Annotated in this window: 24 protein-coding genes and 1 tRNA gene; 12 read left to right on the forward strand and 13 right to left on the reverse strand. The window is 69.1% G+C overall.

What is annotated here, in order from left to right:
* Window positions 1-88 precede the first annotated feature (88 nt).
* From C6A87_RS17315 to C6A87_RS17330, 4 genes are all read right to left on the reverse strand, one after another.
* Window positions 89-163: transfer RNA gene (locus tag C6A87_RS17315), tRNA-Val, on the reverse strand.
* 46 nt (window positions 164-209) lie between these two features.
* Entirely contained in the window at window positions 210-674 is a 465-nt protein-coding gene (locus tag C6A87_RS17320; RefSeq protein WP_311113419.1) for a peroxiredoxin, read from the reverse strand.
* 10 nt (window positions 675-684) lie between these two features.
* The gene (locus tag C6A87_RS17325; protein WP_311113420.1) at window positions 685-1,113 is read right to left on the reverse strand and encodes a DUF3052 domain-containing protein; all 429 of its coding nucleotides are present in this window, start codon (window positions 1,111-1,113) and stop codon (window positions 685-687) included.
* A gap of 102 nt (window positions 1,114-1,215) precedes the next feature.
* Window positions 1,216-1,791, reverse strand: coding sequence for a hypothetical protein (locus C6A87_RS17330; RefSeq protein WP_396836887.1), 576 nt, complete (start codon window positions 1,789-1,791; stop codon window positions 1,216-1,218).
* Between the two features lie 185 nt (window positions 1,792-1,976).
* Between C6A87_RS17330 and aceE the strand changes: the two genes are divergently transcribed.
* The 7 genes from aceE (at window position 1,977) to C6A87_RS17365 (ending at window position 11,536) form a co-directional block, all read left to right on the forward strand.
* A complete protein-coding gene (gene aceE, locus C6A87_RS17335) occupies window positions 1,977-4,766 on the forward strand; it encodes a pyruvate dehydrogenase (acetyl-transferring), homodimeric type (RefSeq protein ID WP_311113421.1) in 2,790 nt (929 codons plus the stop codon).
* A gap of 41 nt (window positions 4,767-4,807) precedes the next feature.
* Window positions 4,808-6,091: a PucR family transcriptional regulator gene (locus C6A87_RS17340; RefSeq protein WP_311113422.1), complete on the forward strand. Its 1,284-nt coding sequence runs from the start codon at window positions 4,808-4,810 to the stop codon at window positions 6,089-6,091.
* A gap of 149 nt (window positions 6,092-6,240) precedes the next feature.
* Complete coding sequence (locus C6A87_RS17345) at window positions 6,241-7,164, forward strand: ACP S-malonyltransferase (protein ID WP_311117970.1); 924 nt, start codon at window positions 6,241-6,243, stop codon at window positions 7,162-7,164.
* Window positions 7,165-7,251: 87 nt separating this feature from the next.
* Complete coding sequence (acpM, locus tag C6A87_RS17350; RefSeq protein WP_003933335.1) at window positions 7,252-7,551, forward strand: meromycolate extension acyl carrier protein AcpM; 300 nt, start codon at window positions 7,252-7,254, stop codon at window positions 7,549-7,551.
* Window positions 7,548-8,798, forward strand: a complete 1,251-nt coding sequence (gene kasA, locus C6A87_RS17355) for a 3-oxoacyl-ACP synthase KasA (protein WP_311113423.1) — start codon at window positions 7,548-7,550, stop codon at window positions 8,796-8,798. The genes acpM and kasA overlap by 4 nt, the downstream gene beginning before the upstream one ends.
* A 27-nt stretch (window positions 8,799-8,825) precedes the next feature.
* Window positions 8,826-10,079, forward strand: coding sequence for a 3-oxoacyl-ACP synthase KasB (kasB, locus tag C6A87_RS17360; RefSeq protein WP_311113424.1), 1,254 nt, complete (start codon window positions 8,826-8,828; stop codon window positions 10,077-10,079).
* A gap of 23 nt (window positions 10,080-10,102) precedes the next feature.
* Complete coding sequence (locus tag C6A87_RS17365) at window positions 10,103-11,536, forward strand: acyl-CoA carboxylase subunit beta (protein WP_311113425.1); 1,434 nt, start codon at window positions 10,103-10,105, stop codon at window positions 11,534-11,536.
* A 40-nt stretch (window positions 11,537-11,576) separates the two neighbouring features.
* Here the strand turns inward: C6A87_RS17365 and C6A87_RS17370 are convergent, their stop codons facing one another.
* Together C6A87_RS17370 and C6A87_RS17375 are read right to left on the reverse strand one after the other, a co-directional pair.
* Window positions 11,577-13,145: a glycerol-3-phosphate dehydrogenase/oxidase gene (locus tag C6A87_RS17370; RefSeq protein ID WP_311113426.1), complete on the reverse strand. Its 1,569-nt coding sequence runs from the start codon at window positions 13,143-13,145 to the stop codon at window positions 11,577-11,579.
* A complete protein-coding gene (locus C6A87_RS17375; protein WP_311113427.1) occupies window positions 13,142-13,720 on the reverse strand; it encodes a TetR/AcrR family transcriptional regulator in 579 nt (192 codons plus the stop codon). The genes C6A87_RS17370 and C6A87_RS17375 overlap by 4 nt, the downstream gene beginning before the upstream one ends.
* Before the next feature lie 20 nt (window positions 13,721-13,740).
* Between C6A87_RS17375 and C6A87_RS17380 the strand changes: the two genes are divergently transcribed.
* Window positions 13,741-15,321: an FAD-binding oxidoreductase gene (locus C6A87_RS17380; protein WP_311117971.1), complete on the forward strand. Its 1,581-nt coding sequence runs from the start codon at window positions 13,741-13,743 to the stop codon at window positions 15,319-15,321.
* Window positions 15,318-16,226, forward strand: a complete 909-nt coding sequence (locus C6A87_RS17385) for a diacylglycerol kinase (protein WP_311113428.1) — start codon at window positions 15,318-15,320, stop codon at window positions 16,224-16,226. The genes C6A87_RS17380 and C6A87_RS17385 overlap by 4 nt, the downstream gene beginning before the upstream one ends.
* A 5-nt stretch (window positions 16,227-16,231) precedes the next feature.
* Here the strand turns inward: C6A87_RS17385 and C6A87_RS17390 are convergent, their stop codons facing one another.
* The 5 genes from C6A87_RS17390 to C6A87_RS17410 all read right to left on the reverse strand — a co-directional run bounded on the left by C6A87_RS17390 (window position 16,232) and on the right by C6A87_RS17410 (window position 20,509).
* Complete coding sequence (locus C6A87_RS17390; RefSeq protein ID WP_311113429.1) at window positions 16,232-16,744, reverse strand: DUF3145 domain-containing protein; 513 nt, start codon at window positions 16,742-16,744, stop codon at window positions 16,232-16,234.
* Between the two features lie 127 nt (window positions 16,745-16,871).
* On the reverse strand, window positions 16,872-17,696 hold the full coding sequence (locus C6A87_RS17395; RefSeq protein ID WP_311113430.1) for a serine hydrolase domain-containing protein: 825 nt from the start codon (window positions 17,694-17,696) through the stop codon (window positions 16,872-16,874).
* Window positions 17,697-17,729: 33 nt separating this feature from the next.
* A complete protein-coding gene (locus tag C6A87_RS17400) occupies window positions 17,730-18,791 on the reverse strand; it encodes a class I SAM-dependent methyltransferase (protein ID WP_311113431.1) in 1,062 nt (353 codons plus the stop codon).
* Between the two features lie 87 nt (window positions 18,792-18,878).
* Window positions 18,879-20,195, reverse strand: coding sequence for a LuxR C-terminal-related transcriptional regulator (locus C6A87_RS17405; RefSeq protein WP_311113432.1), 1,317 nt, complete (start codon window positions 20,193-20,195; stop codon window positions 18,879-18,881).
* Window positions 20,192-20,509 carry a hypothetical protein gene (locus C6A87_RS17410; protein WP_311113433.1) on the reverse strand — a complete coding sequence of 106 codons (318 nt, stop codon included), beginning with the start codon at window positions 20,507-20,509 and terminating at the stop codon, window positions 20,192-20,194. The genes C6A87_RS17405 and C6A87_RS17410 overlap by 4 nt, the downstream gene beginning before the upstream one ends.
* A 109-nt stretch (window positions 20,510-20,618) precedes the next feature.
* Between C6A87_RS17410 and C6A87_RS17415 the strand changes: the two genes are divergently transcribed.
* The 3 genes from C6A87_RS17415 to C6A87_RS17425 are packed head-to-tail and all read left to right on the forward strand — an operon-like array spanning window position 20,619 to window position 23,448.
* Complete coding sequence (locus C6A87_RS17415; protein WP_311113434.1) at window positions 20,619-21,704, forward strand: S-(hydroxymethyl)mycothiol dehydrogenase; 1,086 nt, start codon at window positions 20,619-20,621, stop codon at window positions 21,702-21,704.
* Window positions 21,704-22,327 (forward strand): MBL fold metallo-hydrolase, encoded by a 624-nt coding sequence (locus tag C6A87_RS17420; RefSeq protein ID WP_311113435.1) that lies wholly within the window; start codon window positions 21,704-21,706, stop codon window positions 22,325-22,327. Before C6A87_RS17415 ends, C6A87_RS17420 begins: the two co-directional genes overlap by 1 nt.
* A gap of 41 nt (window positions 22,328-22,368) precedes the next feature.
* Window positions 22,369-23,448: an SAM-dependent methyltransferase gene (locus C6A87_RS17425; protein WP_311113436.1), complete on the forward strand. Its 1,080-nt coding sequence runs from the start codon at window positions 22,369-22,371 to the stop codon at window positions 23,446-23,448.
* On the opposite strand, the gene C6A87_RS17430 is transcribed toward C6A87_RS17425, so the two are convergent.
* Window positions 23,445-24,527 carry a dihydrodipicolinate reductase gene (locus C6A87_RS17430; RefSeq protein WP_311113437.1) on the reverse strand — a complete coding sequence of 361 codons (1,083 nt, stop codon included), beginning with the start codon at window positions 24,525-24,527 and terminating at the stop codon, window positions 23,445-23,447. The genes C6A87_RS17425 and C6A87_RS17430 overlap by 4 nt on opposite strands.
* Entirely contained in the window at window positions 24,527-25,045 is a 519-nt protein-coding gene (locus tag C6A87_RS17435; protein WP_311113438.1) for a hypothetical protein, read from the reverse strand. The genes C6A87_RS17430 and C6A87_RS17435 overlap by 1 nt, the downstream gene beginning before the upstream one ends.
* Between the last annotated feature and the right edge of the window lie 26 nt (window positions 25,046-25,071).

Raw genomic sequence — 25,071 nt, forward strand, 5'->3', positions numbered from 1 at the left:
GGACGCCCGCGCCGATGCCGGCCAGAATCTCGCTACTGAGTGTCATGGTTCGCGGCTACCCGAGCGGGTCTCCGACAAACCAAACGTGTGGTGGGCGCGGACGGTATCGAACCGCCGACCGCTGGTGTGTAAAACCAGAGCTCTACCACTGAGCTACGCGCCCGATCCCGGGCAGGCTACACGGCAGTGCGGCCCGACCGGAAATTCGTCTAATCGGTGTTCAGCGCGCCGAGCGCCTGCGTCCACACCGCCTGATCCCTGGCCTCGCCGGGCTCCTTGCATTCGGCGAACCGGATGATGCCGTCGCGGTCGATGACGAACGTGCCCCGGTTGGGAAACCCGGACACGTCGTTGAAGACCCCGTAGGCCTGGCTGACCGCGCCGTGCGGCCAGAAGTCCGACAGCACCGGGAACGGGTAACCGCGGTCTTTCGCCCACACCTTGTGCGTCGGCGACGGCCCCACCGACACGGTCAGCGTCGCGGTCTCGTCGTTGACGAAATCGCCGATGTTGTCCCGGATCTCGTCGAGCTCACGCTGACAGACACCGGTGAACGCCAGCGGGAAGAACACCAGCACCACGTTCTTGGCGCCGCGGAACCCCCTCAGCGTCACCGGCTGATTGTTCTGGTCCTTGAGCGTGAAATCCGGCGCGGGCTCGCCGACGGACAGCACTTTCCTGCGCCTATCGCTGCTTGGTGATGGCCTTGGCCTTCGGCTGGACCAGACGACTGGCGATCCAGTCGCCCAGATTCGCCGACGACGTCTGCATCAGCCCCGCGGTGGGCGCCGACTCGGCGATCTCCGCGGGCTGCACATGTCCCGGCTTCCCCGTCTTCGGGGTGACGACCCAGATGACGCCGTCCTCGGCGAGCGGGGTGATGGCGTCCATCAACGTGTCGACGAGGTCACCGTCGCCGTCGCGCCACCACAGCAGCACCACGTCGACGACTTCGTCGGCGTCCTCGTCGAGAAGGTCACCGCCGCTCTCGTCCTCGATGTCGGCTCGGATGTCGTCGTCGGCGTCTTCGTCCCAGCCCAACTCCTGCACAACCTGGTCTTTTTGGATGCCCAGCTTTCGGGCGTAGTTCGGGGGGTCACCCGCCGACACCACGGTCGGTCCTCCTTCAGCCGTATTTGCGCACGTGCGCTCGATCACTTCGGAGTCCTATCGTCGCATGCCCAGCGCAGACAGCAAGCCATCTAGCGGCAGGTTTCACCGATAGGCCGCGTCACAGCGGTCCAGGGCGGTGGTCTTGGCGTCGTTCAACCGCTCGATCGCGGTGTTGAATTCGTCGGTCGAGTAGTTCCCCGCGATCGCCGTGGCCACCCCCCGCGATGCATCGACCCAGCTGGTGAGAGCGTCGCGCAGTTCCGCCGTGAGCGGGTCAGAGATGCTGCCCGCCACCAGGTCGGCGCTGTGATTGAGGGCATCGACGGCAGGTGCGGCGGTGCGTCCGATGTCGGCGGCGTTGTTGAAGGCCTCGACGTAGGTGTTGACCGCGCCGATCGCCTCGGCGCTGCTGGAACTCATCGCCTCGCACGAGGTGCGGACGGCCTCGACGGTCATCGAGGCCTGTCGTTCGGATTCGCGGGCGCTGGAGCTGGCCGCGGCCTCCTCCCGGGACGCCGACACCGACGCCCGGTACAGCGGCGCCTCCCCGTCGGCCACCGAGGCGTCGCCGTCGGTGACGCTGGTGCACCCGACCGCGATCATCGCCAGCACGGCGAACGCGCCGGTCACCGACGCGGCGAGCCGCACGCTGCGGACGCCCCACCGACCGATCAGCACGGTCTGCAGACGTTACCGGGTCGGTTGCCGGTCCACCCGGCACTTTCCCCGGTTGGTGACGCCTGCCCACCCGCTAGTGCGTATCGGGCAGGATTAGACAAGGATGGACGAGACGCGCGCGCGGGACGCAAGGTAACCCACCGAGCCGAAGCGGGCGTGTTTGACCGCCTAACAAGGAGCGGAAGTTGACCACCGAGTTCGTGCGCCAGGACCTGGCCCAAAACTCCGGCAGCACAGCAGAACCCGACCGGGTTCGCGTGATCAGAGAAGGCGTCGCCTCGTACCTGCCGGACATCGACCCTGAAGAGACCGGCGAGTGGCTGGAGTCGTTCGACGACCTGCTCGACCGCTCCGGACCCGCCCGGGCCCGCTACCTGCTGCTGCGGATGCTGGAACGCGCCGGCGAGCAGCGCGTCGCGCTCCCGGCGCTGACGTCCACCGACTACGTCAACACGATCCCGACCGAGCTGGAACCGTGGTTCCCCGGCGACGAGGACGTCGAGCGCCGCTACCGGGCCTGGATCCGGTGGAACGCCGCGATCATGGTGCACCGCGCGCAGCGGCCCGGAGTCGGTGTGGGTGGCCATATTTCGACCTACGCGTCGTCGGCGGCGCTCTACGAGGTCGGCTTCAACCACTTCTTCCGCGGTAAGAGCCATCCCGGCGGCGGCGACCAGATCTTCATCCAGGGCCACGCCTCCCCCGGCATCTACGCCCGCGCCTACCTCGAGGGCCGGCTGACCGCCGACCAGCTCGACGGGTTCCGCCAGGAGCACAGCCATCCCGGCGGCGGCATCCCGTCCTATCCGCACCCCCGGCTGATGCCCGATTTCTGGGAGTTCCCGACGGTGTCGATGGGCCTGGGCCCGATGAACGCCATCTACCAGGCGCGGTTCAACCACTACCTGCAGGACCGGGGCATCAAGGACACGTCCAAGCAGCACGTGTGGGCGTTCCTCGGCGACGGCGAGATGGACGAGCCGGAGAGCCGCGGCCTGGCACATGTCGCCGCGCTCGAAGGACTGGACAACCTGACCTTCGTGGTGAACTGCAACCTGCAGCGCCTCGACGGCCCGGTCCGTGGCAACGGCAAGATCATCCAGGAGCTGGAGTCGTTCTTCCGCGGCGCCGGCTGGAACGTCATCAAGGTGGTGTGGGGTCGCGAGTGGGACGCGCTGCTGCACGCCGACCGCGACGGCGCGCTGGTGAACCTGATGAACACCACCCCGGACGGGGACTACCAGACCTACAAGGCCAACGACGGCGGCTACGTGCGCGACCACTTCTTCGGCCGCGACCCCCGCACCAAGGCGCTGGTGGACCCGATGACCGACGCCGAGATCTGGAATCTCAAGCGCGGCGGCCACGACTACCGCAAGGTCTACGCGGCCTACCACGCCGCGATGGAGCACAAGGGGCAGCCGACGGTCATCCTGGCCAAGACCATCAAGGGCTACACACTGGGCAAGCACTTCGAAGGCCGCAACGCCACGCACCAGATGAAAAAGCTTGCCCTGCAGGACCTCAAGGATTTCCGCGACGTCCAGCGCATCCCGGTGTCGGACGCCCAGCTCGAAGAGGACCCGTACCTGCCGCCGTACTACCACCCCGGTCCGGAGGCTCCCGAGATCCGCTACATGCTCGACCGGCGCCGCGCCCTGGGTGGGTTCCTGCCCGAGCGGCGCACCAAGAGCAAGGCCCTCACGCTGCCGGGCCGCGACGCCTACAAGGCGCTGAAGAAGGGCTCGGGCAAGCAGGAGGTCGCCACCACCATGGCGACCGTGCGCACGTTCAAGGAACTGCTGCGCGACAAGAACATCGGATGGCGGTTCGTCCCGATCATCCCGGACGAGGCGCGCACGTTCGGGATGGACTCGTGGTTCCCGAGCCTGAAGATCTACAACCGCAACGGCCAGCTGTACACGGCCGTCGACGCGGAGCTGATGCTGGCCTACAAGGAGAGCGAAGTCGGCCAGATCCTGCACGAGGGCATCAACGAGGCGGGGTCGACGGCGTCGTTCACCGCGGTGGGCACCTCGTATGCGACCCACAACGAGCCGATGATCCCGATCTACATCTTCTATTCGATGTTCGGGTTCCAGCGCACCGGCGACGGCCTGTGGGCCGCTGCCGACCAGATGGCGCGGGGCTTCCTGCTCGGCGCCACCGCCGGGCGCACCACGCTCGTCGGTGAGGGTCTGCAGCACGCCGACGGCCACTCGCTGCTGCTGGCCTCCACCAATCCCGCGGTGGTGGCCTACGACCCGGCGTTCGCCTACGAGATCGCCTACATCATCGAGAGCGGCCTGAGCCGCATGTACGGCGAGAACCCGGAGAACGTCTACTTCTATATGACGATCTACAACGAGCCCTACGTGCAGCCCGCCGAGCCGGAGGGCGTCGACGTCGAGGGCCTGTTGCGCGGCATGTACCGCTACCAGGCCGCGCCGGAGAAGCGCAGCAACACCGCCCAGATCCTGGTCTCCGGTGTGGCGATGCCGTCGGCGCTCAAGGCCGCCGAACTGCTGGCCAAGGACTGGGACGTCGCCGCCGACGTCTGGTCGGTGACCAGCTGGGGCGAACTCAACCGCGACGGGCTGGCCATCGAGAAGGAGAAGCTGCGCCATCCGGGCCGGCCGGCCGCCACGCCGTACGTCACCCAGGCGCTGGCCGAGGCCACCGGACCGGTGGTCGCGGTGTCGGACTGGATGCGGGCGGTGCCCGAGCAGATCCGGCCGTGGGTGCCGGGCACCTACCTCACGCTCGGCACGGACGGGTTCGGCTTCTCCGACACCCGCCCGGCGGCGCGGCGCTTCTACAACACCGACGCCGAGTCGATCGTGGTCGGTGTGCTCGAAGGGCTGGCACGGGACGGCAACCTCGACATCTCGGTGGCCGTGGAGGCGGCCGAACGGTACGAGATCGACGACGTGATGGCCGCACCGGAGCAGACCTCGGACCCCGGAGTCGCGTAAGCGTTGGAGGTTCTTCCTAAAACTGGGCGTAGATTTTAGGAATGGTTGACAACAACCGGTTCGTGCCGCCGCGCTCGACGGTCGAAGTGCTGGAGAACGTCCCGGAGTCGGCGCTGCGCCGGCTCAAGCAGTACTCGGGCCGGCTGGCCACCGAGGCCGTGCACGTGATGGAGGAACGGCTGCCGTTCTTCGCCGCGCTGGAGGCGTCGCAGCGCGCCAGCGTCCAGCTGGTGGTGCAGACCGCGGTGGTCAACTTCGTGGAGTGGATGCGCGATCCGAACAGCGACGTCAGCTACACCGCGCAGGCCTTCGAGGTGGTGCCGCAGGACCTGCGCAGGCGGGTCGCGCTGCGCCAATCCGTGGAGATGGTGCGGGTGACCATGGAGTTCTTCGAAGAGGTGGTGCCGCTGCTGGCCCGCTCCGAGGAGCAGCTGAGCGCGCTGACCGCGGGCATCCTGCGCTACAGCCGGGATCTGGCGTTCGCGGCGGCCACCGCGTACGCCGACCAGGCCGAGGCGCGCGGCGCGTGGGACACCCGGATGGAGGCCAATCTGGTCGACGCGGTGGTCCGCGGCGGCACCGGACCGGCGCTGCAGTCCCAGGCCGCGGCGCTGAACTGGGACGCGACCGCGCCCGCGACGGTCATCGTGGGCCTGCCGCGCCCGGACCGGATGGAGTTCGCCGGCGACGACATCCGCGAGGTGGCCCGGCGCGGCGAGCGGGCGGCGCTGTCGGATGTGCACGGGACCTGGCTGGTGGCGGTGATCTCGGGGCCGCTGACGCCGACCGATCGGTTCCTGACCGAGCTGATGAAGGTGTTCGCCGACGGCCCCGTGGTGATCGGCCCGACCGTCCCGACGCTGGGCGCGGCCCACCGCAGCGCCACCGAGGCGATCGCCGGGATGAACGCCGTCGCCGGGTGGTCCGCCGCGCCGCGCCCGGTGGCCGCCCGGGAACTGCTGCCCGAGCGCGCACTGCTCGGGGACACGACGGCGGCGGCCGCACTCGAGGCCGAGGTGATGCGGCCGCTGTCGGACGCGGGTCCGGCGCTGGTGGAGACCCTCGACGCCTATCTGGACTCCGGCGGCGCGATCGAAGCTTGCGCGCGCAAATTGTTCGTTCATCCAAATACGGTGCGCTACCGGCTGAAGCGGATCGCCGACTTCACCGGGCGTGACCCGACGGTTCCGCGCGACGCCTATGTGCTGCGGGTGGCCTCGTCGGTGGGCCGACTGAACCGCCAGGCACACATGACAGCCGGGCCGGTGCCAGGATCCGGGCAGGTCATCGGTGTTGGCTCGGTCACAATTAAGCCTGTTTCTTAGAGAGCACACGTTGCGGACAGATCTCGATGCAGTCCCATCACATGCGGTTTTGTGGGAAACCTACAAAAACCTAAGACGAGGTTCATAATCTCTTACACCGTTCAAATCCGACTTCACAATGTTCTCTTAGAGACGTGCCTCAGAAGACTGTGCTCGCATTCCTCGCGCCCGGACAGGGTTCGCAGACACCCGGCATGCTCGCCGAGTGGCTGCAGCTGCCCGGTGCCGCCGAGCGGATCGAGGCGTGGTCGGAGATCAGCGGGCTCGACCTCGCGACTCTGGGCACCACCGCGACGGCCGAGGAGATCACCGACACCGCGGTGACCCAGCCGCTCGTGGTCGCCACCACCCTGCTGGCCTATGAGGAACTGAGCAAGCGCGGCGAGTCGTACGGCCTGGACGGCGACGTCGACGTCGTCGCCGCCGGCCACTCGGTCGGTGAGATCGCCGCCTATGCGATCGCCGGCGTCATCACCTCCGACGAGGCCGTCGCACTCGCGGCGACCCGCGGCAAGGAGATGGCCAAGGCCTGCGCACTGGAGCCCACCGGGATGTCGGCGCTGCTCGGCGGCGACGAGGACGAGGTGCTGGCCCGGCTGGAGGCGCTGGACCTGGTGCCGGCCAACCGCAACGCCGCCGGTCAGATCGTGGCCGCTGGCGCGCGCGCCGCACTGGAGAAGCTCGCCGAGGATCCCCCGGCGCGTGCCCGGGTGCGTCCGCTGGCCACCGCGGGTGCGTTCCACACCCACTACATGAGTTCCGCGCTCGCCGAGTACACCGTCGTCGCCGACCGGATCGATCCGGCCGAGCCCCGCGTCACGCTGCTGTCGAACGCGGACGGCCGGCCGGTGTCCTCGGGCGCCGACGCGATGGCCAAGATCGTGGCCCAACTGACCCGGCCCGTGCGCTGGGACCTGTGCACCGCGTCCATGAAGGAGCTCGGTGTCACCGCGATCGTCGAGTTCCCGCCTGCGGGAGCCCTGACCGGAATCGCCAAACGCGAACTTCGGGGGGTTCCGACGCACGCCGTCAAATCCCCCGCTGACCTGGACGCACTCGCAGCGGCACGCTAGCTTCTGCGCGTCGCCGACCAGTTGTACGAAATACAGAACACATTTCGATCCGTTCCAAGTAACACCCAATAAATAGAAGGAGCCACAGTGGGCGCCAGCCAGGAAGAAATCATCTCGGGTCTCGCAGAGATCATCGAAGAGGTCACCGGTATCGAGCCCTCCGAGGTGACCCCCGAGAAGAGCTTCGTCGACGACCTGGACATCGACTCGCTGTCGATGGTCGAGATCGCCGTGCAGACCGAGGACAAGTACGGCGTGAAGATCCCGGACGAGGATCTCGCCGGCCTGCGCACCGTCGGCGACGTCGTCGCCTACATCCAGAAGCTCGAGGAAGAGAACCCCGAGGCCGCTGCTGCCATCCGGGCCCAGATCACGGGTGACAAGTGACCCGTCCTTCCACTGCTAACGGCGGTTTTCCTAACGTCGTGGTGACCGCCATCGAGGCCACCACGGCACTCGCTGCGGACATCGAAAGCACGTGGAAGGGTCTGCTCGCGGGCGAGAGCGGTATCCGGATCCTCGAAGACGATTTCGTCGACAAGTGGGATCTGCCGGTACGCATCGGCGGCCACCTCGTCGACAACATCGACAGCCACATGACGCGTATCGAGATGCGCCGCATGTCGTACGTGCAGCGGATGTCGAAGCTGCTGGCGCGCCGGCTGTGGGACAACGCGGGCACCCCCGAGGTGGATCCGGACCGCTTCTCGGTCGTCGTCGGCACCGGTCTCGGTGGCGGCGAGAAGATCGTCGAGACCTACGACGCGATGAACGAGGGCGGGCCCCGCAAGGTGTCCCCGCTCGCGGTCCAGATGATCATGCCCAACGGCGCGGCAGCGGTCGCGGGGCTGGAACTGGGCGCCCGCGCCGGGGTCATCACCCCGGTGTCGGCGTGCTCGTCCGGCTCCGAGGCCATCGCCCACGCCTGGCGGCAGATCGTCATGGGTGACGCGGACTTCGCCGTCTGCGGTGGCGTCGAGGGCGGAATCGAAGCGCTGCCGATCGCGGCGTTCTCGATGATGCGTGCGATGTCGACGCGCAACGACGACCCCACCGGGGCGTCGCGGCCGTTCGACAAGAACCGCGACGGCTTCGTGTTCGGCGAGGCCGGCGTGCTGATGATCATCGAGACTGAGGAGCACGCCAAGGCCCGTGGCGCCAAGCCGCTGGCCCGGCTCATGGGTGCGGGCATCACCTCGGACGCGTTCCACATGGTGGCGCCCGACCCGAACGGCCTGCGTGCCGGTCAGGCGATGAAGCGGGCGCTGGAGACCGCCGGGCTGTCCCCCAAGGACATCTCGCACGTCAACGCACACGCCACTGCCACCCCGATTGGTGACACCGCGGAGGCCAACGCCATCCGTGTCGCCGGTGTGGAGCACGCCGCGGTGTACGCGCCGAAGTCCGCGCTGGGCCACTCGATCGGCGCCGTGGGCGCTCTCGAGTCGGCGCTGACGGTGCTGGCACTGCGGGACGGAGTCATCCCGCCGACACTGAACTACGAGACGCCCGACCCCGAGATCGATCTCGATGTCGTCGCGGGCGAGCCTCGATATGGCGACTACCAGTACGCCATCAACAACTCGTTCGGTTTCGGCGGTCACAATGTGGCTCTGGCCTTCGGCCGGTACTAGATAGTCAGAAAGGACTCGCGGCACAGCATGGTTTCGCCGACAACAGGTAACGGGCTGCCCGACGTCGTCGTCACCGGTATCGCGATGTCCACAAGCGTCTCCACCGACGCTGAGGGGACCTGGAAGGCGCTTCTCGACGGCCAGAGCGGAATCCGCAGGCTCGAGGATCCGTTCGTCGAGGAGTTCAACCTTCCGGTCCGCATCGGTGGTCACCTGCTGGAGGACTTCGAGTCCGACCTGAGCAGGGTCGAACTGCGGCGGATGTCCTATCCGCAGCGGATGGCGACCGTGCTCGGCAGGCGGGTGTGGGAGGACGCGGGCAGTCCCGAGGTCGACACCGAGCGGTTGATGGTGTCGATCGGCACCGGGCTCGGCGGCGCCGAGGCACTGGTGTTCGCCTACGACGGCATGCGGGAGAAGGGCCTGGCCGCGGTGAACCCGCTGGCCGTGCAGATGTACATGCCCAACGGACCATCGGCCGTGGTCGGCTTGGATCGCGGCGCCAAAGCCGGTGTGGTGACACCGGTTTCGGCATGTGCGTCCGGATCCGAAGGTATCGCCCAGGCGTGGCGCAACATCATCCTGGGTGAGGCCGACATCGCGATCTGCGGCGGCGTCGAGCAGCGCATCGAGGCGGTGCCGATCGCCGGCTTCGCCCAGATGCGCATCGTGATGTCGACCAACAACGACGACCCCGCGGGCGCGTGCCGGCCGTTCGACAAGGACCGCGACGGGTTCGTGTTCGGCGAGGCCGGCGCGATGATGGTGATCGAGACCGAGGAGCACGCCAAGGCCCGCGGCGCGCGGATCCTGGCCCGGCTGATGGGCGCGAGCATCACCTCCGACGGCTACCACATGGTGGCGCCCGACCCGAACGGCGAACGAGCCGCGTACGCGATGACGCGCGCCATCGAGCTGGCCGGTCTGCAGCCCACCGACATCGACCACGTCAACGCGCACGCCACGGGCACCAGCGTCGGCGACGTGGCCGAGGGCAAGGCCATCAACAACGCGATGGGCGGCCACCAACCGGCCGTCTACGCCCCGAAATCCGCGCTGGGCCACTCGGTCGGCGCGGTCGGCGCGGTCGAGTCGATCCTGACCGTGCAGGCGTTGCGGGACGGGATCATCCCGCCGACGCTGAACCTGAAGAACCTCGATCCCGAGATCGATCTCGACGTGGTCGCGGGTGGACCCCGACCTGGAAACTACGAGTACGCCATCAACAATTCGTTCGGATTCGGCGGGCACAATGTCGCACTCGCCTTCGGCAAGTACTGAACTGACGGAACGCAGGAGACAGCATGACGACAATCGAGAACCCGCCCGCCCCCGAGTCTGTGAACGAGTCACTGGATCCACGCGACCCCCTGTTGCGCCTGTCGGCCTTCTTTGACGACGGCAGCGTCGAGCTGCTGCACGAGCGTGACAAGTCCGGCGTGCTGGCCGCGGCGGGCACCGTCAACGGCGTGCGCACCATCGCGTTCTGCACCGACGGCACCGTGATGGGCGGCGCCATGGGTGTGGACGGCTGCAAGCACATCGTCGACGCCTACGACGTCGCGATCGAGGAGCAGAGCCCGATCATCGGCATCTGGCACTCCGGCGGCGCGCGGCTGGCCGAGGGCGTCAAGGCGCTGCACGCGGTCGGCCTGGTCTTCGAGGCGATGATCCGCGCGTCGGGCTACATCCCGCAGATCTCGGTGGTCGTCGGCTTCGCCGCCGGCGGCGCCGCCTACGGTCCCGCGCTGACCGACGTCATCGTGATGGCTCCCGACAGCAAGGTCTTCGTCACCGGCCCGGACGTGGTGCGCAGCGTCACCGGCGAGGACGTCGACATGGTGTCCCTCGGCGGTCCCGAGGCCCACCACAAGAAGTCCGGCGTGTGCCACATCGTGGCCGACGACGAGCTCGACGCCTACGAGCGCGGCCGTCGTCTGGTCGGCTTGTTCTGCCAGCAGGGCCACTTCGACCGCAGCAAGGCCGAGGCCGGCGACACCGACCTCAAGGCGCTGCTCCCCGAGTCCGCACGGCGCGCCTACGACGTGCACCCGCTGATCGAGGCGCTGCTCGACGAGGGTGTGCCGTTCGAGGAGTTCCAGTCGCGGTGGGCCCCGTCGATCGTGGTCGGCCTGGGTCGGCTGGCCGGTCGCACCGTCGGCGTGATCGCCAACAACCCGCTGCGCCTCGGCGGCTGCCTGAACTCCGAGAGCGCCGAGAAGTCGGCACGTTTCGTGCGGCTGTGCGACGCGTTCGGCATCCCGCTGGTCGTCGTCGTCGACGTCCCCGGCTACCTGCCCGGTGTGGACCAGGAGTGGGGCGGCGTGGTCCGTCGCGGCGCCAAGCTGCTGCACGCGTTCGGCGAGTCGTCGGTCCCGCGCGTCACGCTGGTCACCCGCAAGATCTACGGCGGTGCCTACATCGCGATGAACTCGCGGTCGCTGAACGCCACGAAGGTGTTCGCCTGGCCCGAGGCCGAGGTCGCCGTGATGGGCGCCAAGGCAGCGGTCGGCATCCTGCACAAGAAGAAGCTGGCCGCCGCCGCCCCCGAGGAGCGCGAGTCGCTGCACGAGGCGCTGGCCGTCGAGCACGAGAGGATCGCCGGCGGTGTCGATTCGGCGATCGAGATCGGCGTCGTCGACGAGAAGATCGACCCCGCCCACACCCGCTCGAAGGTGACCCAGGCGCTGGCCGAGGCGCCGATGCGCCGCGGCCGCCACAAGAACATCCCGCTGTAACCCACGCGAATCGGGCGCGCTGAAGCACCCCTGGGGTGCTTCAGCGCGCCGAATTCGCCAGGATCTCGGTGGCGGTGGCCAGCGCGCGCTCGCGGTCCGCGGCGACGAGACCGATCCTGGTGCGACGGTCGAGGATGTCGTCGACGGTCAGCGCACCCTCGTGGGTGACCGCGTACTCGAACTCCGCCCTGAGCACGTCGATGCCGTCGGCGACCGGACCGGTGGGCCGCGCACAGGTCGCCCGCGCGATCACGTTCGGCGCCTCGGCGCCGTACCGGGCCAGCAGTGAACCCGGCAGTTCGGTCGATGACCGCTGTGCCGCAACGGGATTGGCCGCTGCACCGACCAGCGGCAGGTTGCGGGTCCGGCACGGGCCCGCCGGCAGCCCGCGCAACGCCGCAGCTCGGTCGACGACGTCTTCGGCCATGTACCGGTATTCGGTGAGCTTGCCCCCGATCACGGTGAGAACACCCGACGGCGACTCGGTGACCGCATGCTCCCGCGAGATGTCGGCGGTACGGCTCTGGTCCTTCTTGCTCCTCGCGTCCGCGGCCCCATTGTCGATCAGCGGCCGCAGCCCGGCATACGACCCGCGCACATCCGCGGGGCGCAGCGCCGTCTCCAGCGCGGTGTTGACCGTGTCCAGAAGGAACCGCACCTCCCCCGGAGTCGGTTCCGGCACGTCGGGGATCGCGCCGGGCGCGTCCTCGTCGGTCAGCCCCAGGTACACCCGACCCAGCTGCTCGGGCATCGCGAACACGAACCTGTTGATCTCGCCCGGAATCGGCACCGTCAGCGCCGCAACCGGATTGCCGAACGTCGCGGCGTCGAACACCAGATGTGTGCCGCGGCTGGGCCGCAGCCGGATCGAGTCGTCGATCTCCCCCGCCCACACGCCGGACGCGTTGACGACCGCGCGGGCCGACACGCGCAGCGTCTCCCCTGTCATCGCGTCGGTCAACGTGACCGCGTCCCGAGTCGCATCCGAGGCCGCCACCCGGGTCAGCACCCGTGCGCCGTGCTGGGCCGCGGTCCGCGCGACGGCGGTGACCAGCCGGGCGTCGTCGATCACCTGTCCGTCGTAGGCCAGCAGCGCGCCGGCGAGGCCATCGCGGCGCACCGTCGGCGCCAGTGCCGCGGCCCGCCCGGCGTCGATGCGCCGCGACCGGGGCAGCGCGGACGCCGGAGTGCCTGCGAGCCTGCGCAGCCCGTCGCCCGCGGCGAAGCCCACGCGGACCAGCGACCGCGACGCGGTGCTCATGGACGGCAGCAGCGGCACCAGCTGGGGCATCGCCCGCACCAGGTGGGGTGCGTTGCGGGTCATCAGGATTCCGCGCTCGGCGGCGCTGCGCCTGGCGATGCCGACGTTGCCGGTGGCCAGATACCGCAGACCGCCGTGCACCAGCTTCGAACTCCACCGGCTGGTGCCGAACGCCAGATCGTGTTTCTCGGCCAGCACCACCGACAGCCCGCGCGCCGCGGCGTCGAGCGCGATGCCGGCCCCGGTGATACCGCCGCCGATCACCACCAGGTCCACCGTCGCGCCGTCGCCCAGCTCCGCGAGTTCGGCCGCACGCCGCGCTGCGTTCAACGCCGTTGAGCCGCTCATGGTTTCAGGTATCCGTCCAGCGAGATGCCCAGCTCGGTGTTGAGCGCGTCGTTGTCCAGCAGGTCGGCCACCATCTGGGCGGACTGGATCGTCGACTGGGTGATCAGCAGGCACATCGCGGCCATCCCCCGCGGGTCTCCGGCCCGGACACTGCCCTCCTCCTGGCCGCGGCGGATCGCCTCGGCGAGCGCGTCGATCAGGATCTGCTGGCTGGTGCCCAGCCGGTCGGCGATGTAGGTCATCGCCAGGCCCGGCGCGTTGCGGATCACCGCCTGAACGATCTCGTCGGCGCGCAGATGGTCGGCGACCGCGACGACGCGCTCCACCATGGCCTCGCGTGGGACACCGCGGTCCGGTACGTCCTCCAGCACCCCGGCGATGCGCTCGGTGAGCAGTTCGGCGATGACCCAGCGGATGTCGGGCCACCGCCGGTAGATCGTCGGCCGGCTCACCCGAGCGCGGCGGGCGATCTCGGTCATCGTGGTCCGCTCCACGCCGTAGGCGAGAATGCACTCCGCGGCGGCGTCGAGGATTCGACGCTCCACCCCCGCATCTGGGTTACGGATTGACATCATCTGTAATACTGTAACGCATGATGCAGTGGAATGCGTGGGGCGACCCCGCAGCGGCCAAACCCCTGTCACCCGGAATCCGGTCGCTGCTGCGCCAGGCCCTCGGCATCGACGGCGAGCCCATCGAGGAACCCACCCTCGACCAGGTGCGCCTGCGCCCGTCAGCGCTGTCCCCGGCAGACCTCGACGGGCTGACCGCGATCGTCGGCACGGACCACGTCGCCACCGACGACAGGTCCCGGCTCCTGCACGCGGGCGGCAAGTCGACGTTGGACCTGTTGCAGCGCAAAGACTTCGGCGAACAGGACGCCCCGGATGCGGTGCTGCTGCCCGTCAGCGAGGACGAGATCGCCGAGTTGCTGCGGTTCTGCGTCGAGCACCGCATCGCGGTGGTGCCGTTCGGCGGCGGGACGAGTGTGGTCGGCGGCCTCGACCCGATCCGCGGCGACCTTCGGGCGGTGGTGGCGTTGGATCTGCGCCGGCTCGACGCGCTGCACCACTTGGACGAGGTGTCCTGGGAAGCGGAACTGGGCGCCGGTCTGAGCGGCCCCGACGCCGAGCGGCTGCTCGGCGAACGCGGTTTCTCGCTGGGCCACTTCCCGCAGAGCTTCCGCTTCGCGACCATCGGCGGGTTCGCCGCGACCCGTTCGTCGGGCCAGAATTCGGCCGGCTACGGGCGTTTCGACGACATGGTGCGTGGTCTGCGCGCGGTCACCCCCGTCGGTGTGCTGGACCTGGGGCGGGCACCGGCGTCGGCGGCCGGCCCGGACCTGCGTCAGCTGCTGCTCGGCTCGGAGGGCGCCTTCGGGATCATCACCCGCGTCCGGGTCCGCGTCCATCCCGTCCCGGAGGCCACCCGGTTCGAGGCGTGGTCGTTCCCCGACTTCGCCACCGGCGCCGACGCGTTGCGCGCAGTCGTGCAGACGGGCACCGGACCCACCGTGATCCGGCTGTCGGACGAGGCCGAGACGGGGGTCAACCTGGCCACCGCCGACAACATCGGCGAGCAGCAGATCACCGGCGGTTGTCTGGCGATCACCGCGTTCGAGGGCACCGAGGCCCATGTCGCGAGCAGGCACGCCGAGACCCGGGAGTTGCTGGCCGCCAAGGGCGGTACGTCGCTGGGCGACGGCCCGGCGCGGGCCTGGGAGCACGGCCGGTTCAACGCCCCCTACCTGCGGGACGCGCTGCTGTCGGCCGGGGCGCTGTGCGAGACGCTGGAGACCGCGACCACGTGGTCCAACGTGGCGGCGGTGAAAGCGGCCGTGACCGACGCGCTGACGACCTCGCTCGCCGACACCGGGACACCCGCACTGGTGCTGTGCCACATCTCGCACGTGTATCCCACCGGGGCGTCGCTGTACTTCACCGTGGTGGCTGCCCAGCGCGGTAACCCGATAGACCAGTGGCGCAAGGCCAAAGCCGCGGCATCGGACGCCATGGTCCGCACGGGCGCGACCATCACCCATCACCACGCCGTGGGCGCCGACCACCGTCCGTGGATGCGCGACGAGGTCGGCGACCTCGGTGTCACGGTGCTGCGCGCCGTCAAGTCCGCGCTCGATCCGGCGGGAATCCTCAATCCCGGCAAGCTGATTCCGTGACCACGCCTGCGCGCGTGACGGTGCTGACCAATCCGGCGTCGGGACACGGCAACGGATCACACGCCGCCGAGCGCGCGATCACCCGACTGCACCGCCGCGGGGTCGACGTCGTCGCGATCGCCGGCCGCGACGCCGTGCACGCGCGCCAACTCGTTGAAGGTGCCCTCGACCGCGGAATGGACGCCCTCGTGGTGGTCGGCGGCGACGGCATCATCTCGCTGGCTCTGCAGGTGCTCGCCCAGACCGACATCCCGCTGGGCATCGTGCCGGCCGGCACCGGAAACGACCATGCCCGCGAGTTCGGCATCCCGACCAGGGATCCCGAGGCTGCGGCGGACGTGATCGTCGACGGTCTCACCGACACCGTCGACCTGGGTCTGATCCGAGGCGACGACGGCACCCGGCGCTGGTTCGGCACGGTGATGGCGGCGGGATTCGACTCGCTGGTCACCGACCGCACCAACCGCATGCGGTGGCCGCACGGGCGGATGCGCTACAACATCGCGATGCTCGCCGAACTGTCCCAGCTGCGACTGCTGCCGTTCCGGCTGTCCTTCGACGGCCGCGGCCTGGACACCGAACTCACGCTCGCCGCGTTCGGCAACACCCGCAGTTACGGCGGCGGGATGATGATCTGTCCGGACGCCGACCCGCGCGACGGCATGCTCGACGTGACGATGGTGGCCTCGGAATCGCGCAGCCGTCTGGTCCGGCTGTTCCCGACGGTGTTCAAGGGCACGCACGTGAACCTCGACGCGGTGAGCACCGAACGCGCCCGCACCGTCACGGTCGACTGCCCGGTGAATCCGGAGATCACCGCCTACGCAGACGGGGAGTACGTGTGTCCGCTGCCCGTCGAGGTGACGACGGTGCCTGCGGCGTTGAAGTTGCTGCGGCCTGCCTGACGCTGCTAGCCGACGCCTCTGCTCAGCCAGCTGACCTCGGCGCCCTCGCCGCCGTCACGGTAGGCCTCCAGCGCGTCGTCCCATGCCGTGCCCAGCACGGAGTCCAGTTCGGCGGCCAGCACGTCGGCGCCGGCGGCCATCAGGGCGCGCAATCTCATCTCGCCGACCATCACGTCGCCGTTGGCGCTCATCGGGCCGCTCCACAGACCGAGCTGCGGGGTGTGGCACCAGCGGTGGCCGTCGACCCCGTGGCTGGGGTCCTCGGTCACCTCGAAGCGCAGCACCGACCAGGAGCGCAGCGCGTTCGCCAGCGCGGCGCCGGTACCGACGGGTCCGACCCAGTTGGTGACGGCGCGCAGCTGACCGGGCATGGCCGGTTGCGGGGTCCACTTCAGATTCGCCCTCGCATTGAGGGTCGACGACAACGCCCACTCGACATGCGGGCACACCGCCGCGGGCGACGCGTGGATGTACACCACGCCCGTCGTCGCGTCGGCGAATTGGTTCGCTGCACGCATCTGTTGCTCCTTCGGTTCCACGAGGGACGTCTTCCCCAACGACCTGGTGGTTTCCGAACAGCACAGATGATGCCGAAATGAAATTGTTGCTTGCGTGTCTATTGTGCCTTCTGAGGCGGGTGTTGCGCTAGTCGCCCCCAAAGTCTCTTAGGACTTCATCAGACAGGGCGGGCATCACCGAATGCGCCCATTCGCCGAATTTGCGGTCGGTCAGCACGACCAACGCGAGGTCCGCCCGCGGGTCGACCCACAGGAACGTTCCGGACTGGCCGAAATGCCCGAACGTGCGGGTGGAGTTCGCCGTCCCGGTCCAGTGCGGCGACTTCTGCCCCCGGATCTCGAAACCCAGCCCCCAGTCGTTGGGCCGCTGCACGCCGAATCCGGGCAGCACTCCGTCCAGGCCCGGGAACTGAACGTCGGCCGCGTCGCGGTGCATCTGCTCGGACACCAGGGCCGGTGCCAGCAGCTCACCCGCGAAGGACACCAGGTCGTCGACGGTGGACGTCACGCCGTAGCCGGCCGCCTCGGTGCCGCCGTCCAGCGTGGTGTCACCCATCCGCAGCGGCTCCAGCACTGCCTCGGTCAGGTAGGTGCCGAACGGGATCGACGACTGCGCCTCGATGGTCTCGCCGAGCACGGTGAAGCCGTAGTTGGAGTACACCCGTCTGGTGCCGGGTCGTGCGATCACCTTCGCCGAGGTCATCTCGTAGCCGGCGGCGTGGGCGAGCAGGTGACGCACCGTGGCGCCCGGCGGTCCGGCGTCCGCGTCGAGTTCGACGGCGCCCTCCTCGGCGGCGACCTGGGCGGCGCGGGCGACCAGCAGCTTGGTCACCGAAGCGAGCGCGAACCGGCGCCCGGTGTCGCCGTGCGCGGCCAGCACGCCGGATCGCCCCACCACGGCGGCGGCGGCGGTCGGGACAGGCCAGTCGTCGAGAACGTCGAGTGCGGTCACCGTGCCGAGCGTAGCCAGCAGGGCCCGACCGAGCTATTTCGTCGCGACGTAGTAATAGTTGATCGGGTCCGAGTCGATCTCGTGCACCTGCACATCGGCGAACCCGGCGTCGGCGAGCATCTCGGTCGCGAGCTCGCGGCCCCAGCAGGTGCCCAGCCCGTCACCGTCGAGCCCGAGCGACACACTCATACAGTGCATCGTCGACACGGTGTACAGGTAGGCCGCGAACGGCACCCCCACGTTGTCCTCGACCCGACTCGACGACTTGATGTCGACCATTAGGAATGTCCCGCCCGGACGCAGCGCACGGTAGATGTTGCCCAGCACCCGCGCCGGGTGGGCCTGGTCGTGGATCGAGTCGAATGCGGTGATGACGTCGAAGGAGTCGGCCCGGTCGTATCCGGCGACGTCGGCGGCCACGAACGTCGCGTTGGTCAGTCCTCGCCTGTTCGCCTCCGCGGCACCGGCGGCAAGCCCTTCGTCAGAGAAGTCGATGCCGACGAACCGGCCGGCCGGGAATGCCTGCGCCATCACGTTGACGGCGTGGCCGCTGCCGCAACCGAAGTCGGCGACGTCGACACCGGCACGCAGTCGGTCGGGAAGCCCGTCGGCCATCGGCAGGATCGTGTCGAGGAGTGCGGCATCGAAGACCTCCCCGCTCTGTTCGGCCATCAGGGTGTGGAACCGCGGATACTCGGCGTAGGACAGGCCGCCCCCGCCGCGGAAGCAGCCGATCACCTTCTGCTCGACCTCGGCGAGCAACGGGATGAACTGCGCGACGCGCGCGAGATTGTCCGGCCCCGCGGCACGGGTCAGCAACGCGGCCCGGTGCGCCGGAAGCGAGTACGTCTGCCCGGCTGCGTCGTAGTCGACGATCGAGCCGGCCACCGCCCCGCCGAGCCACTCCCGGACGTAGCGTTCGTTGAGCCCGGCCGCGTCGGCGATCTGCGTGCTGGTGGCAGGCGGCAGCTGGACCATGGTGTCGAACAGCGCGGTCTGGTGACCGATCGACAACAGAATCGCGGTGCTGGCGGCGTCGATGGCTCCGACGATGCGTCCGGCGAAATCCTCGCTGGTCTCGTTCAGTGTGGTCATGTCGGGAACGCTAGGCGGCGCGGCGGATTCGGTCATCGGGCATTTGATGTGTCTGCACGGTCGATGCGTTGGTGCAAATGATGCAGATCAGTGGTCGTCGGTCAGCACGCCGTGCTGAAACGCCCAGTTCGCGGCCGCGGTGCGGGTGGACACTGCGAGTTTGACGTAGATGTTGGCCAGGTGCCGGCCCACCGTCTTGTCGGACAGGTGCAGTTGCTCGGCCACCTGCCGGTTGGTGGCGCCGCGGGCGATGCGGGTCAGCACCTCGAGTTCGCGGCGGGTCAGCCCTCCGGGTGTCGGCGCTCCGCAGATGCCCGCCGGTTCGACGCCCAGCTGGGTGTAGATGGCGTCGGCGGTCGCAGCGTCGCCGGCCGCACCGTTCTGGTCGCCGAGGCCGCGCCGCGCCAGCGCCAGCCACTCGTAGGCTTCGGCCGTCTCATAGCGGGATTGCTGAATGCGGTACTCCCGCAACGCGACCTGCAGGAACTGCACGGCGGGCTCGAAGTCCCCGCGGCGCACCGCGACGGCACCGCGGGCGTGCGCGGCCCACGCCCGGAAGCCCGGCGTGCCGAACGCCTCGGCATCCGCCTCCAGTTCCCGGCAGTAACTCTCGGCCTCGTCGAGCGCATCCCGGCCCAGTGCGATCTCGACCGCGGCGCGCAGCAGGCGCACCCGGTCCAACCGGTCGCCGCCGGCCAGCGCGAGCCGCACCGCTGTCCACGCCGCCGCGGCGTCCCCGCGTCGGCACGCCATCAGTGCCTCACCCGGCTGCGGATCCAGACCCAGGCTTCGCGACTGATCGAAAGCCGTTGCCGCACCGTCGAAGTCGCCGATGAGCCGACGGACCTCGCCGAGCTGGTAGAAACCTTCGGCCGCGGCCCAGGTGTTGACCTCGGCGAGTGCCCGGCTCACCGTCAGGAGCCGGTCCTCCAGGCCGCGGTAGTCGTCGGTGGCCATCTGTACCTGCAACCGGTGCACGTCGCACACGCCGCCGTACGGCACCGATCCGGCCACCCCGCACCACCGCTCCATCGACTGCGTCCACGACCGCAGTCGCGGCAGGTCGGCGAGTTTGTGGCAGTGGTGCAACACCATGCAGTAGATGTCGCCGGCCCATTCGATCGGCACCTGGTCTGCCAGCAGCGGGAGCATCGCCTCATCGATCAACGCATAGCCCTCGGCAGTGCGGGCGCGCAGGATCGCGTCGACGCCCGCCGCGATCAGGGCCAGCGCGGTGACCGCGGGCGTATCGAGACGGCCGCTCATCGCCCGGAGCGCACTCACGTGCGCGCCGAGCGCGTCCAGGTCCTGGGACAGCGCCGCGACCGTCGCATCCAGGTAGGCCAGGTAGCCGTGCGCCGGGCTCTCCTCCGCCGAGGCGAGCAACCGGCGCGCCCGGCTCATCCAACCCTGGCCGATGTTGACGTCCCCCCGAACCAACCAGGCCAGAGCCAGATCGTTGGCTTCATCGCCGCAGCGAGCGGATCGGTCCGGGTCAACTCGGCGAACACCCGCTCGGCAGCGCGACTGGCCTCCCTGAGGTGGCCGAGCCGCCAGGCTGCGAACGCGAACGCGTCCAGATCGTCGGTGGGCAGCGGCGCGTACCGGCTCGCCAGGTCGAAGGCCTCGTAGCTCGCGCTCCAGTCTCGCCGCTGGTGCGCTGAGCGGGCGGCGGACAAGAAATCGAGGCGGCTGTCGATAAGCATCGCAGCCTTCACGGTAGACCTGATCAGTCCAGTTCCACGGGGCATTTCGAGGAACATCAGCCCGCAGGCGCGCGGTCGGGCAGGCATCTCCGGCAACCGCCCGACCTATTAGGGTCTAGGCATGACTCAAACGGTGCGCGGTGTGATCTCTCGGGCGAAGGCTCAGCCGGTGGAAGTGGTCGACATTGTCATCCCGGATCCCGGTCCGGGCGAGGTCGTCGTCGACATCCAGGCCTGCGGGGTCTGCCACACGGACCTGCACTACCGCGAGGGCGGCATCAACGACGAGTTCCCGTTCCTACTCGGCCACGAGGCCGCGGGCGTGGTCGAGTCCGTCGGCCCCGGCGTGACCAACGTCGAACCCGGTGACTTCGTGATCCTGAACTGGCGCGCGGTGTGCGGTCAGTGCCGCGCGTGCAAGCGGGGCCGCCCGCACCTCTGCTTCGACACCTTCAATGCCACCCAGAAGATGACGCTGACCGACGGCACGGAGTTGACCCCGGCGCTGGGCATCGGCGCCTTCGCCGACAAGACGCTGGTGCACGAAGGTCAGTGCACCAAGGTCGATCCCGCGGCCGACCCGGCCGCCGCCGGTCTGCTGGGCTGCGGCGTGATGGCGGGTGTGGGCGCGGCGATCAACACCGGCGCGGTGAACCGGGACGACACCGTCGCGGTGATCGGCTGCGGCGGCGTCGGGGATGCCGCGATCGCCGGTGCCCGGCTGGTCGGCGCGAAACAGATCATCGCCGTCGACATGGACAACCGGAAACTGGAGTGGGCGCGCGACTTCGGCGCCACCCACACCATCAACGCCCGCGACCTCGATCCGGTCAAGACCATCCAGGATCTGACCGACGGCTTCGGCGTCGACGTCGTGATCGACGCGGTGGGCCGGCCCGAAACCTGGAAGCAGGCCTTCTACGCCCGCGACCTGGCAGGCACCGTGGTGCTGGTCGGCGTGCCGACACCGGACATGACGCTGGAGATGCCGATGATCGACTTCTTCTCTCGCGGTGGCTCGTTGAAGTCGTCCTGGTACGGCGACTGCCTCCCCGAGCGGGACTTCCCGACGTTGATCTCGCTGTACCTGCAGGGCCGTTTCCCGCTGGACAAGTTCGTCTCCGAACGCATCGGCCTGGACCAGATCGAGGACGCGTTCCACAAGATGCACGCCGGCGAGGTGCTGCGCTCGGTGGTGGTCCTGTAATGAGCAACATCCAGCGCCTGGTCACCCACGGCACGTTCGAACTCGACGGCGGCAGCTGGGAGGTCGACAACAACATCTGGCTGGTCGGCGACGACAAGGAAGTGGTGGTGTTCGACGCCGCCCACACCGCGGACCCGATCATCGAGGCGGTCGGAAACAGGCACGTCGTCGCGGTGGTGTGCACGCACGGCCACAACGACCACGTGACCGTGGCCCCCCAGCTCGGCCAGGCTCTCGATGCGCCGGTGCTGCTGCACCCCGCCGACGAGATGCTGTGGCGAATGACCCACCCGGACAGCGACTTCCGCTCGGTGTCCGACAGCGAGACGTTGCGGGTGGCCGGCACCGAGTTGCGTGCGCTGCACACCCCGGGGCACTCCCCCGGCTCGGTGTGCTGGCATGCGCCGGAGATGAACGCGGTGTTCAGCGGCGACACGCTGTTCCAGGGCGGCCCGGGCGCGACGGGCCGGTCGTTCTCCGACTTCCCGACGATCCTGGAGTCGATCTCGGGCCGGCTCGGCAAGCTGCCCGGCGACACCGTGGTCTACACCGGTCACGGCGACACGACGACGGTCGGCGACGAGATCGTGCACTACGACGAGTGGGTCGCCCGCGGCCACTGACCCCTGGGCGAGGCCGCGGCGCGAGGACTACCGTTCGGGTCATGGCGGAATCCAGCATCGTGGTGCGCCCTGAGCCGATGGACAGCAGTTCCTACAGCGCCGCGTCGCGCCTGCAGGCAGCGGGCCTGCAGGCCGCGACGGCGATCTTCGAGCGCGCAGCCGACGCGGTGCCGCTGCCCGATCCGTCCCAGTCGATCATGATCGCCGATTACGGCGCCGCCAACGGGTACAACTCGCTGCTGCCGATCGGGGCGGCGATCGCGCGTCTGCGGAAACGCACCCGGTCCGAGCATCCGGTGCTGGTCACCCACACCGACCGCCCGGACAACGACTTCAGCGCGTTGTTCCACACCCTGGAGAACGACCCGGACACCTACCTGCGCAAGGACAAGGCCACCTACGCCGCGGCCGTCGGCCGGTCCTTCTACTCGCAGATCCTGCCGTCCAACAGCGTGCACCTGGGGTGGAGTTCGTGGGCGATCCACTGGCTGACCCGGGTGCCGTGCGCCATCGAGGGCCACATCCAGGTGAACTTCTGCACCGACGACGCGGTGCGCTCCGCGTTCGCCCGGCAGGCCGCGGAGGACTGGCACGAGTTCGTCGCGTTCCGGGGCCGCGAGCTGTGTCCCGGTGGGCGGCTGGTGGTGATGACGATGGCGGTCGGGGACGACGACGACTCCGGTTTCCGGCCGCTGATGTCGGCGCTGACCGACACCCTCGGCGAACTGACCGGCGACGGGCTGCTGACCGCCGACGAAACCGGCCGGATGTGCATCCCCACCGTCGCCCGCCGGGCAGCCGATTTCGTCGCGCCGTTCGCGCCGTCGGGCCGCTTCGAGCGGCTGGAGATCGAGCATCTGGAAATCTTCGACGCCACCGACCGGTTCTGGGACCGCTACTGCAAAGACCGTGACGCGCGGGCTTTCGGCGCGAAGTGGGCGGCGTTCGCCCGCGCGTCGGTGTTCCCGGCGCTGGCGCTGGCACTGCACGAAGGCGCCGCGGACTCGCGCACGGCCGAGTTCTTCGACCGACTGGAAAGGGGGGTCGCCGAGCGGATGAGCCGATCCCCCGAACAGACCCGCATTCCGCTGGCCCACGTGGTACTGGTCAAACGGCGTTAGCGGATCGTCCCGGCCCCGGGGATCAGCGGCAGGTCCAGAGCGGTGACCCAGCCGGGCGACAGGTCGTTGACGGCGGGCACCGCGTTGAGCGCACGAAGCCCGGTCGCCAGGCAGCCCGCCGCTGCGGCGTCGCGGCCAGAACCGTCGGTGAACCGGAACGCGGTCTCCTGGAAGATGCTCGGGGTGCCCTCGATGTCGACCCGGTAGACGTCGTTGTCCTTGCCCGACGGCCAGTCCGGCGCGGCGTCGTTGCCGATCCGGTTCACGTGCTCCAGCTGGATGCGGGTCTCCCCCTGGTAGACGCCGTTGATGGTGAACCGCACCGCGGCGACGTTCCCCGGCGCGATCACACCTTTGGCGGTCTTGCGCTCGTCGGGGGTCACCCACTTCTCCCACGTCGTGGTGATGTCGTCGAGCATGATGCCCGCAGCCTCGGCGATCATCGGAACCGTTGCGCCCCAGGCGAACACCAGGATGTCGGGGTTCTCCAGCATCGCGCGGTACTCGGGCGGCCTGCCGATGCCCATCTCGCGGTCGTAGTCACCTTCGTAATTGGTGTAGTCCAGCAGTTCGGAGGCACGCACCCGGCGGACCTCCGAACACAGGCCCATCAGCGTCATCGGGAACAGGTCGTTGGCGAAGCCCGGGTCGATGCCGGTGGTGAAGCACGACGACTCGCCGAGCTCGCAGGCCACGGTGATCGGCTCGATCCAGTTGGGCGGGTTCACATGCATCGTCGGCCAGATCCACGGCGTCATCGCGGTCGAGCACACGTCGATCCCGGCGCGCAGGAACCGGGTGATCAACTCGATGTTGGCCTCGGCGTGCGCGGCGGTCGGGCCGTAGTGCACCAGCGCGTCGGGTTTGAGCGCGATCAGCGCGTCGACGTCATCGGTGGCGGTCAGCCCGATGTCGCGGCCCAGCCCGCAGATGTCACCGACGTCGCGGCCGACCTTGTCGGGATTACTGACCCCGACACCGACGAGTTCGAACCGGGGATGACGGACGATCTCGGGGATCACCATCCGGCCGACGAACCCGGTGCCCCAGACGACCACCCGCTTCACGTCGTCGCGCATCAGAAGCAGCGCCGTAGACCGCCGGGCTCACAGATCAGCGGGTACTGGTCGACAGGGATCGGCAGCGGCTCTTTGAACGACAGCGTGAACGGGATCTCGATGATCCCGGGCGGCAATCCGCAGTTGCCGGAATGGGTGATCTTGCGGGTTCCCGACATGGTGACGTCGTCGAACCGGATCACCTCCACCGTCGGCGCCGTGCTGCCGTCCGGGCACGTCATGCCGTCCTTCTTCGGAGTGCTGAAGCCCCACACGCCGCCCACGAGCATGGCGTCGCCTCCGGTCAACCCGGTCGACGGACCGACATGCAGGCGGCAACCGACCGGCAGATACAACGGTTCGCGCAGGTCACCCACCACCGGCACGCATACCGGGTAGATGGTCCAGGTGCCCGACTGGCCCTCGGCGGTGTAGTTGTAGACACCTTGCATCACCCCGGCCGCCTGGGCCGGGGCGGAGAATCCCACCGATGCACCGGCCAGGGCGACGACCGCGGCGAGGCCGCGCAGCATCTTCATGCTCGCAGTATTTCAGCCACCGCCAG

The sequence above is a fragment of the Mycobacterium sp. ITM-2016-00317 genome (assembly GCF_002968295.1).
Lineage (GTDB): Bacteria > Actinomycetota > Actinomycetes > Mycobacteriales > Mycobacteriaceae > Mycobacterium.

Bases quoted from the DNA above. Each gene is read 5' to 3' on its own strand.
- C6A87_RS17415 (WP_311113434.1), top strand. From the start codon at position 20,619: ATGACTCAAACGGTGCGCGGTGTGATCTCTCGGGCGAAGGCTCAGCCG.
- C6A87_RS17400 (WP_311113431.1), bottom strand. From the start codon at position 18,791: ATGACCACACTGAACGAGACCAGCGAGGATTTCGCCGGACGCATCGTC.
- C6A87_RS17380 (WP_311117971.1), top strand. From the start codon at position 13,741: ATGCAGTGGAATGCGTGGGGCGACCCCGCAGCGGCCAAACCCCTGTCA.
- C6A87_RS17435 (WP_311113438.1), bottom strand. From the start codon at position 25,045: ATGAAGATGCTGCGCGGCCTCGCCGCGGTCGTCGCCCTGGCCGGTGCA.
- C6A87_RS17340 (WP_311113422.1), top strand. From the start codon at position 4,808: ATGGTTGACAACAACCGGTTCGTGCCGCCGCGCTCGACGGTCGAAGTG.
- kasB (WP_311113424.1), top strand. From the start codon at position 8,826: ATGGTTTCGCCGACAACAGGTAACGGGCTGCCCGACGTCGTCGTCACC.
- C6A87_RS17430 (WP_311113437.1), bottom strand. From the start codon at position 24,527: ATGCGCGACGACGTGAAGCGGGTGGTCGTCTGGGGCACCGGGTTCGTC.
- C6A87_RS17390 (WP_311113429.1), bottom strand. From the start codon at position 16,744: ATGCGTGCAGCGAACCAATTCGCCGACGCGACGACGGGCGTGGTGTAC.
- C6A87_RS17425 (WP_311113436.1), top strand. From the start codon at position 22,369: ATGGCGGAATCCAGCATCGTGGTGCGCCCTGAGCCGATGGACAGCAGT.
- C6A87_RS17420 (WP_311113435.1), top strand. From the start codon at position 21,704: ATGAGCAACATCCAGCGCCTGGTCACCCACGGCACGTTCGAACTCGAC.
- C6A87_RS17405 (WP_311113432.1), bottom strand. From the start codon at position 20,195: ATGAGCCGGGCGCGCCGGTTGCTCGCCTCGGCGGAGGAGAGCCCGGCG.
- C6A87_RS17370 (WP_311113426.1), bottom strand. From the start codon at position 13,145: ATGAGCGGCTCAACGGCGTTGAACGCAGCGCGGCGTGCGGCCGAACTC.
- C6A87_RS17375 (WP_311113427.1), bottom strand. From the start codon at position 13,720: ATGATGTCAATCCGTAACCCAGATGCGGGGGTGGAGCGTCGAATCCTC.
- C6A87_RS17365 (WP_311113425.1), top strand. From the start codon at position 10,103: ATGACGACAATCGAGAACCCGCCCGCCCCCGAGTCTGTGAACGAGTCA.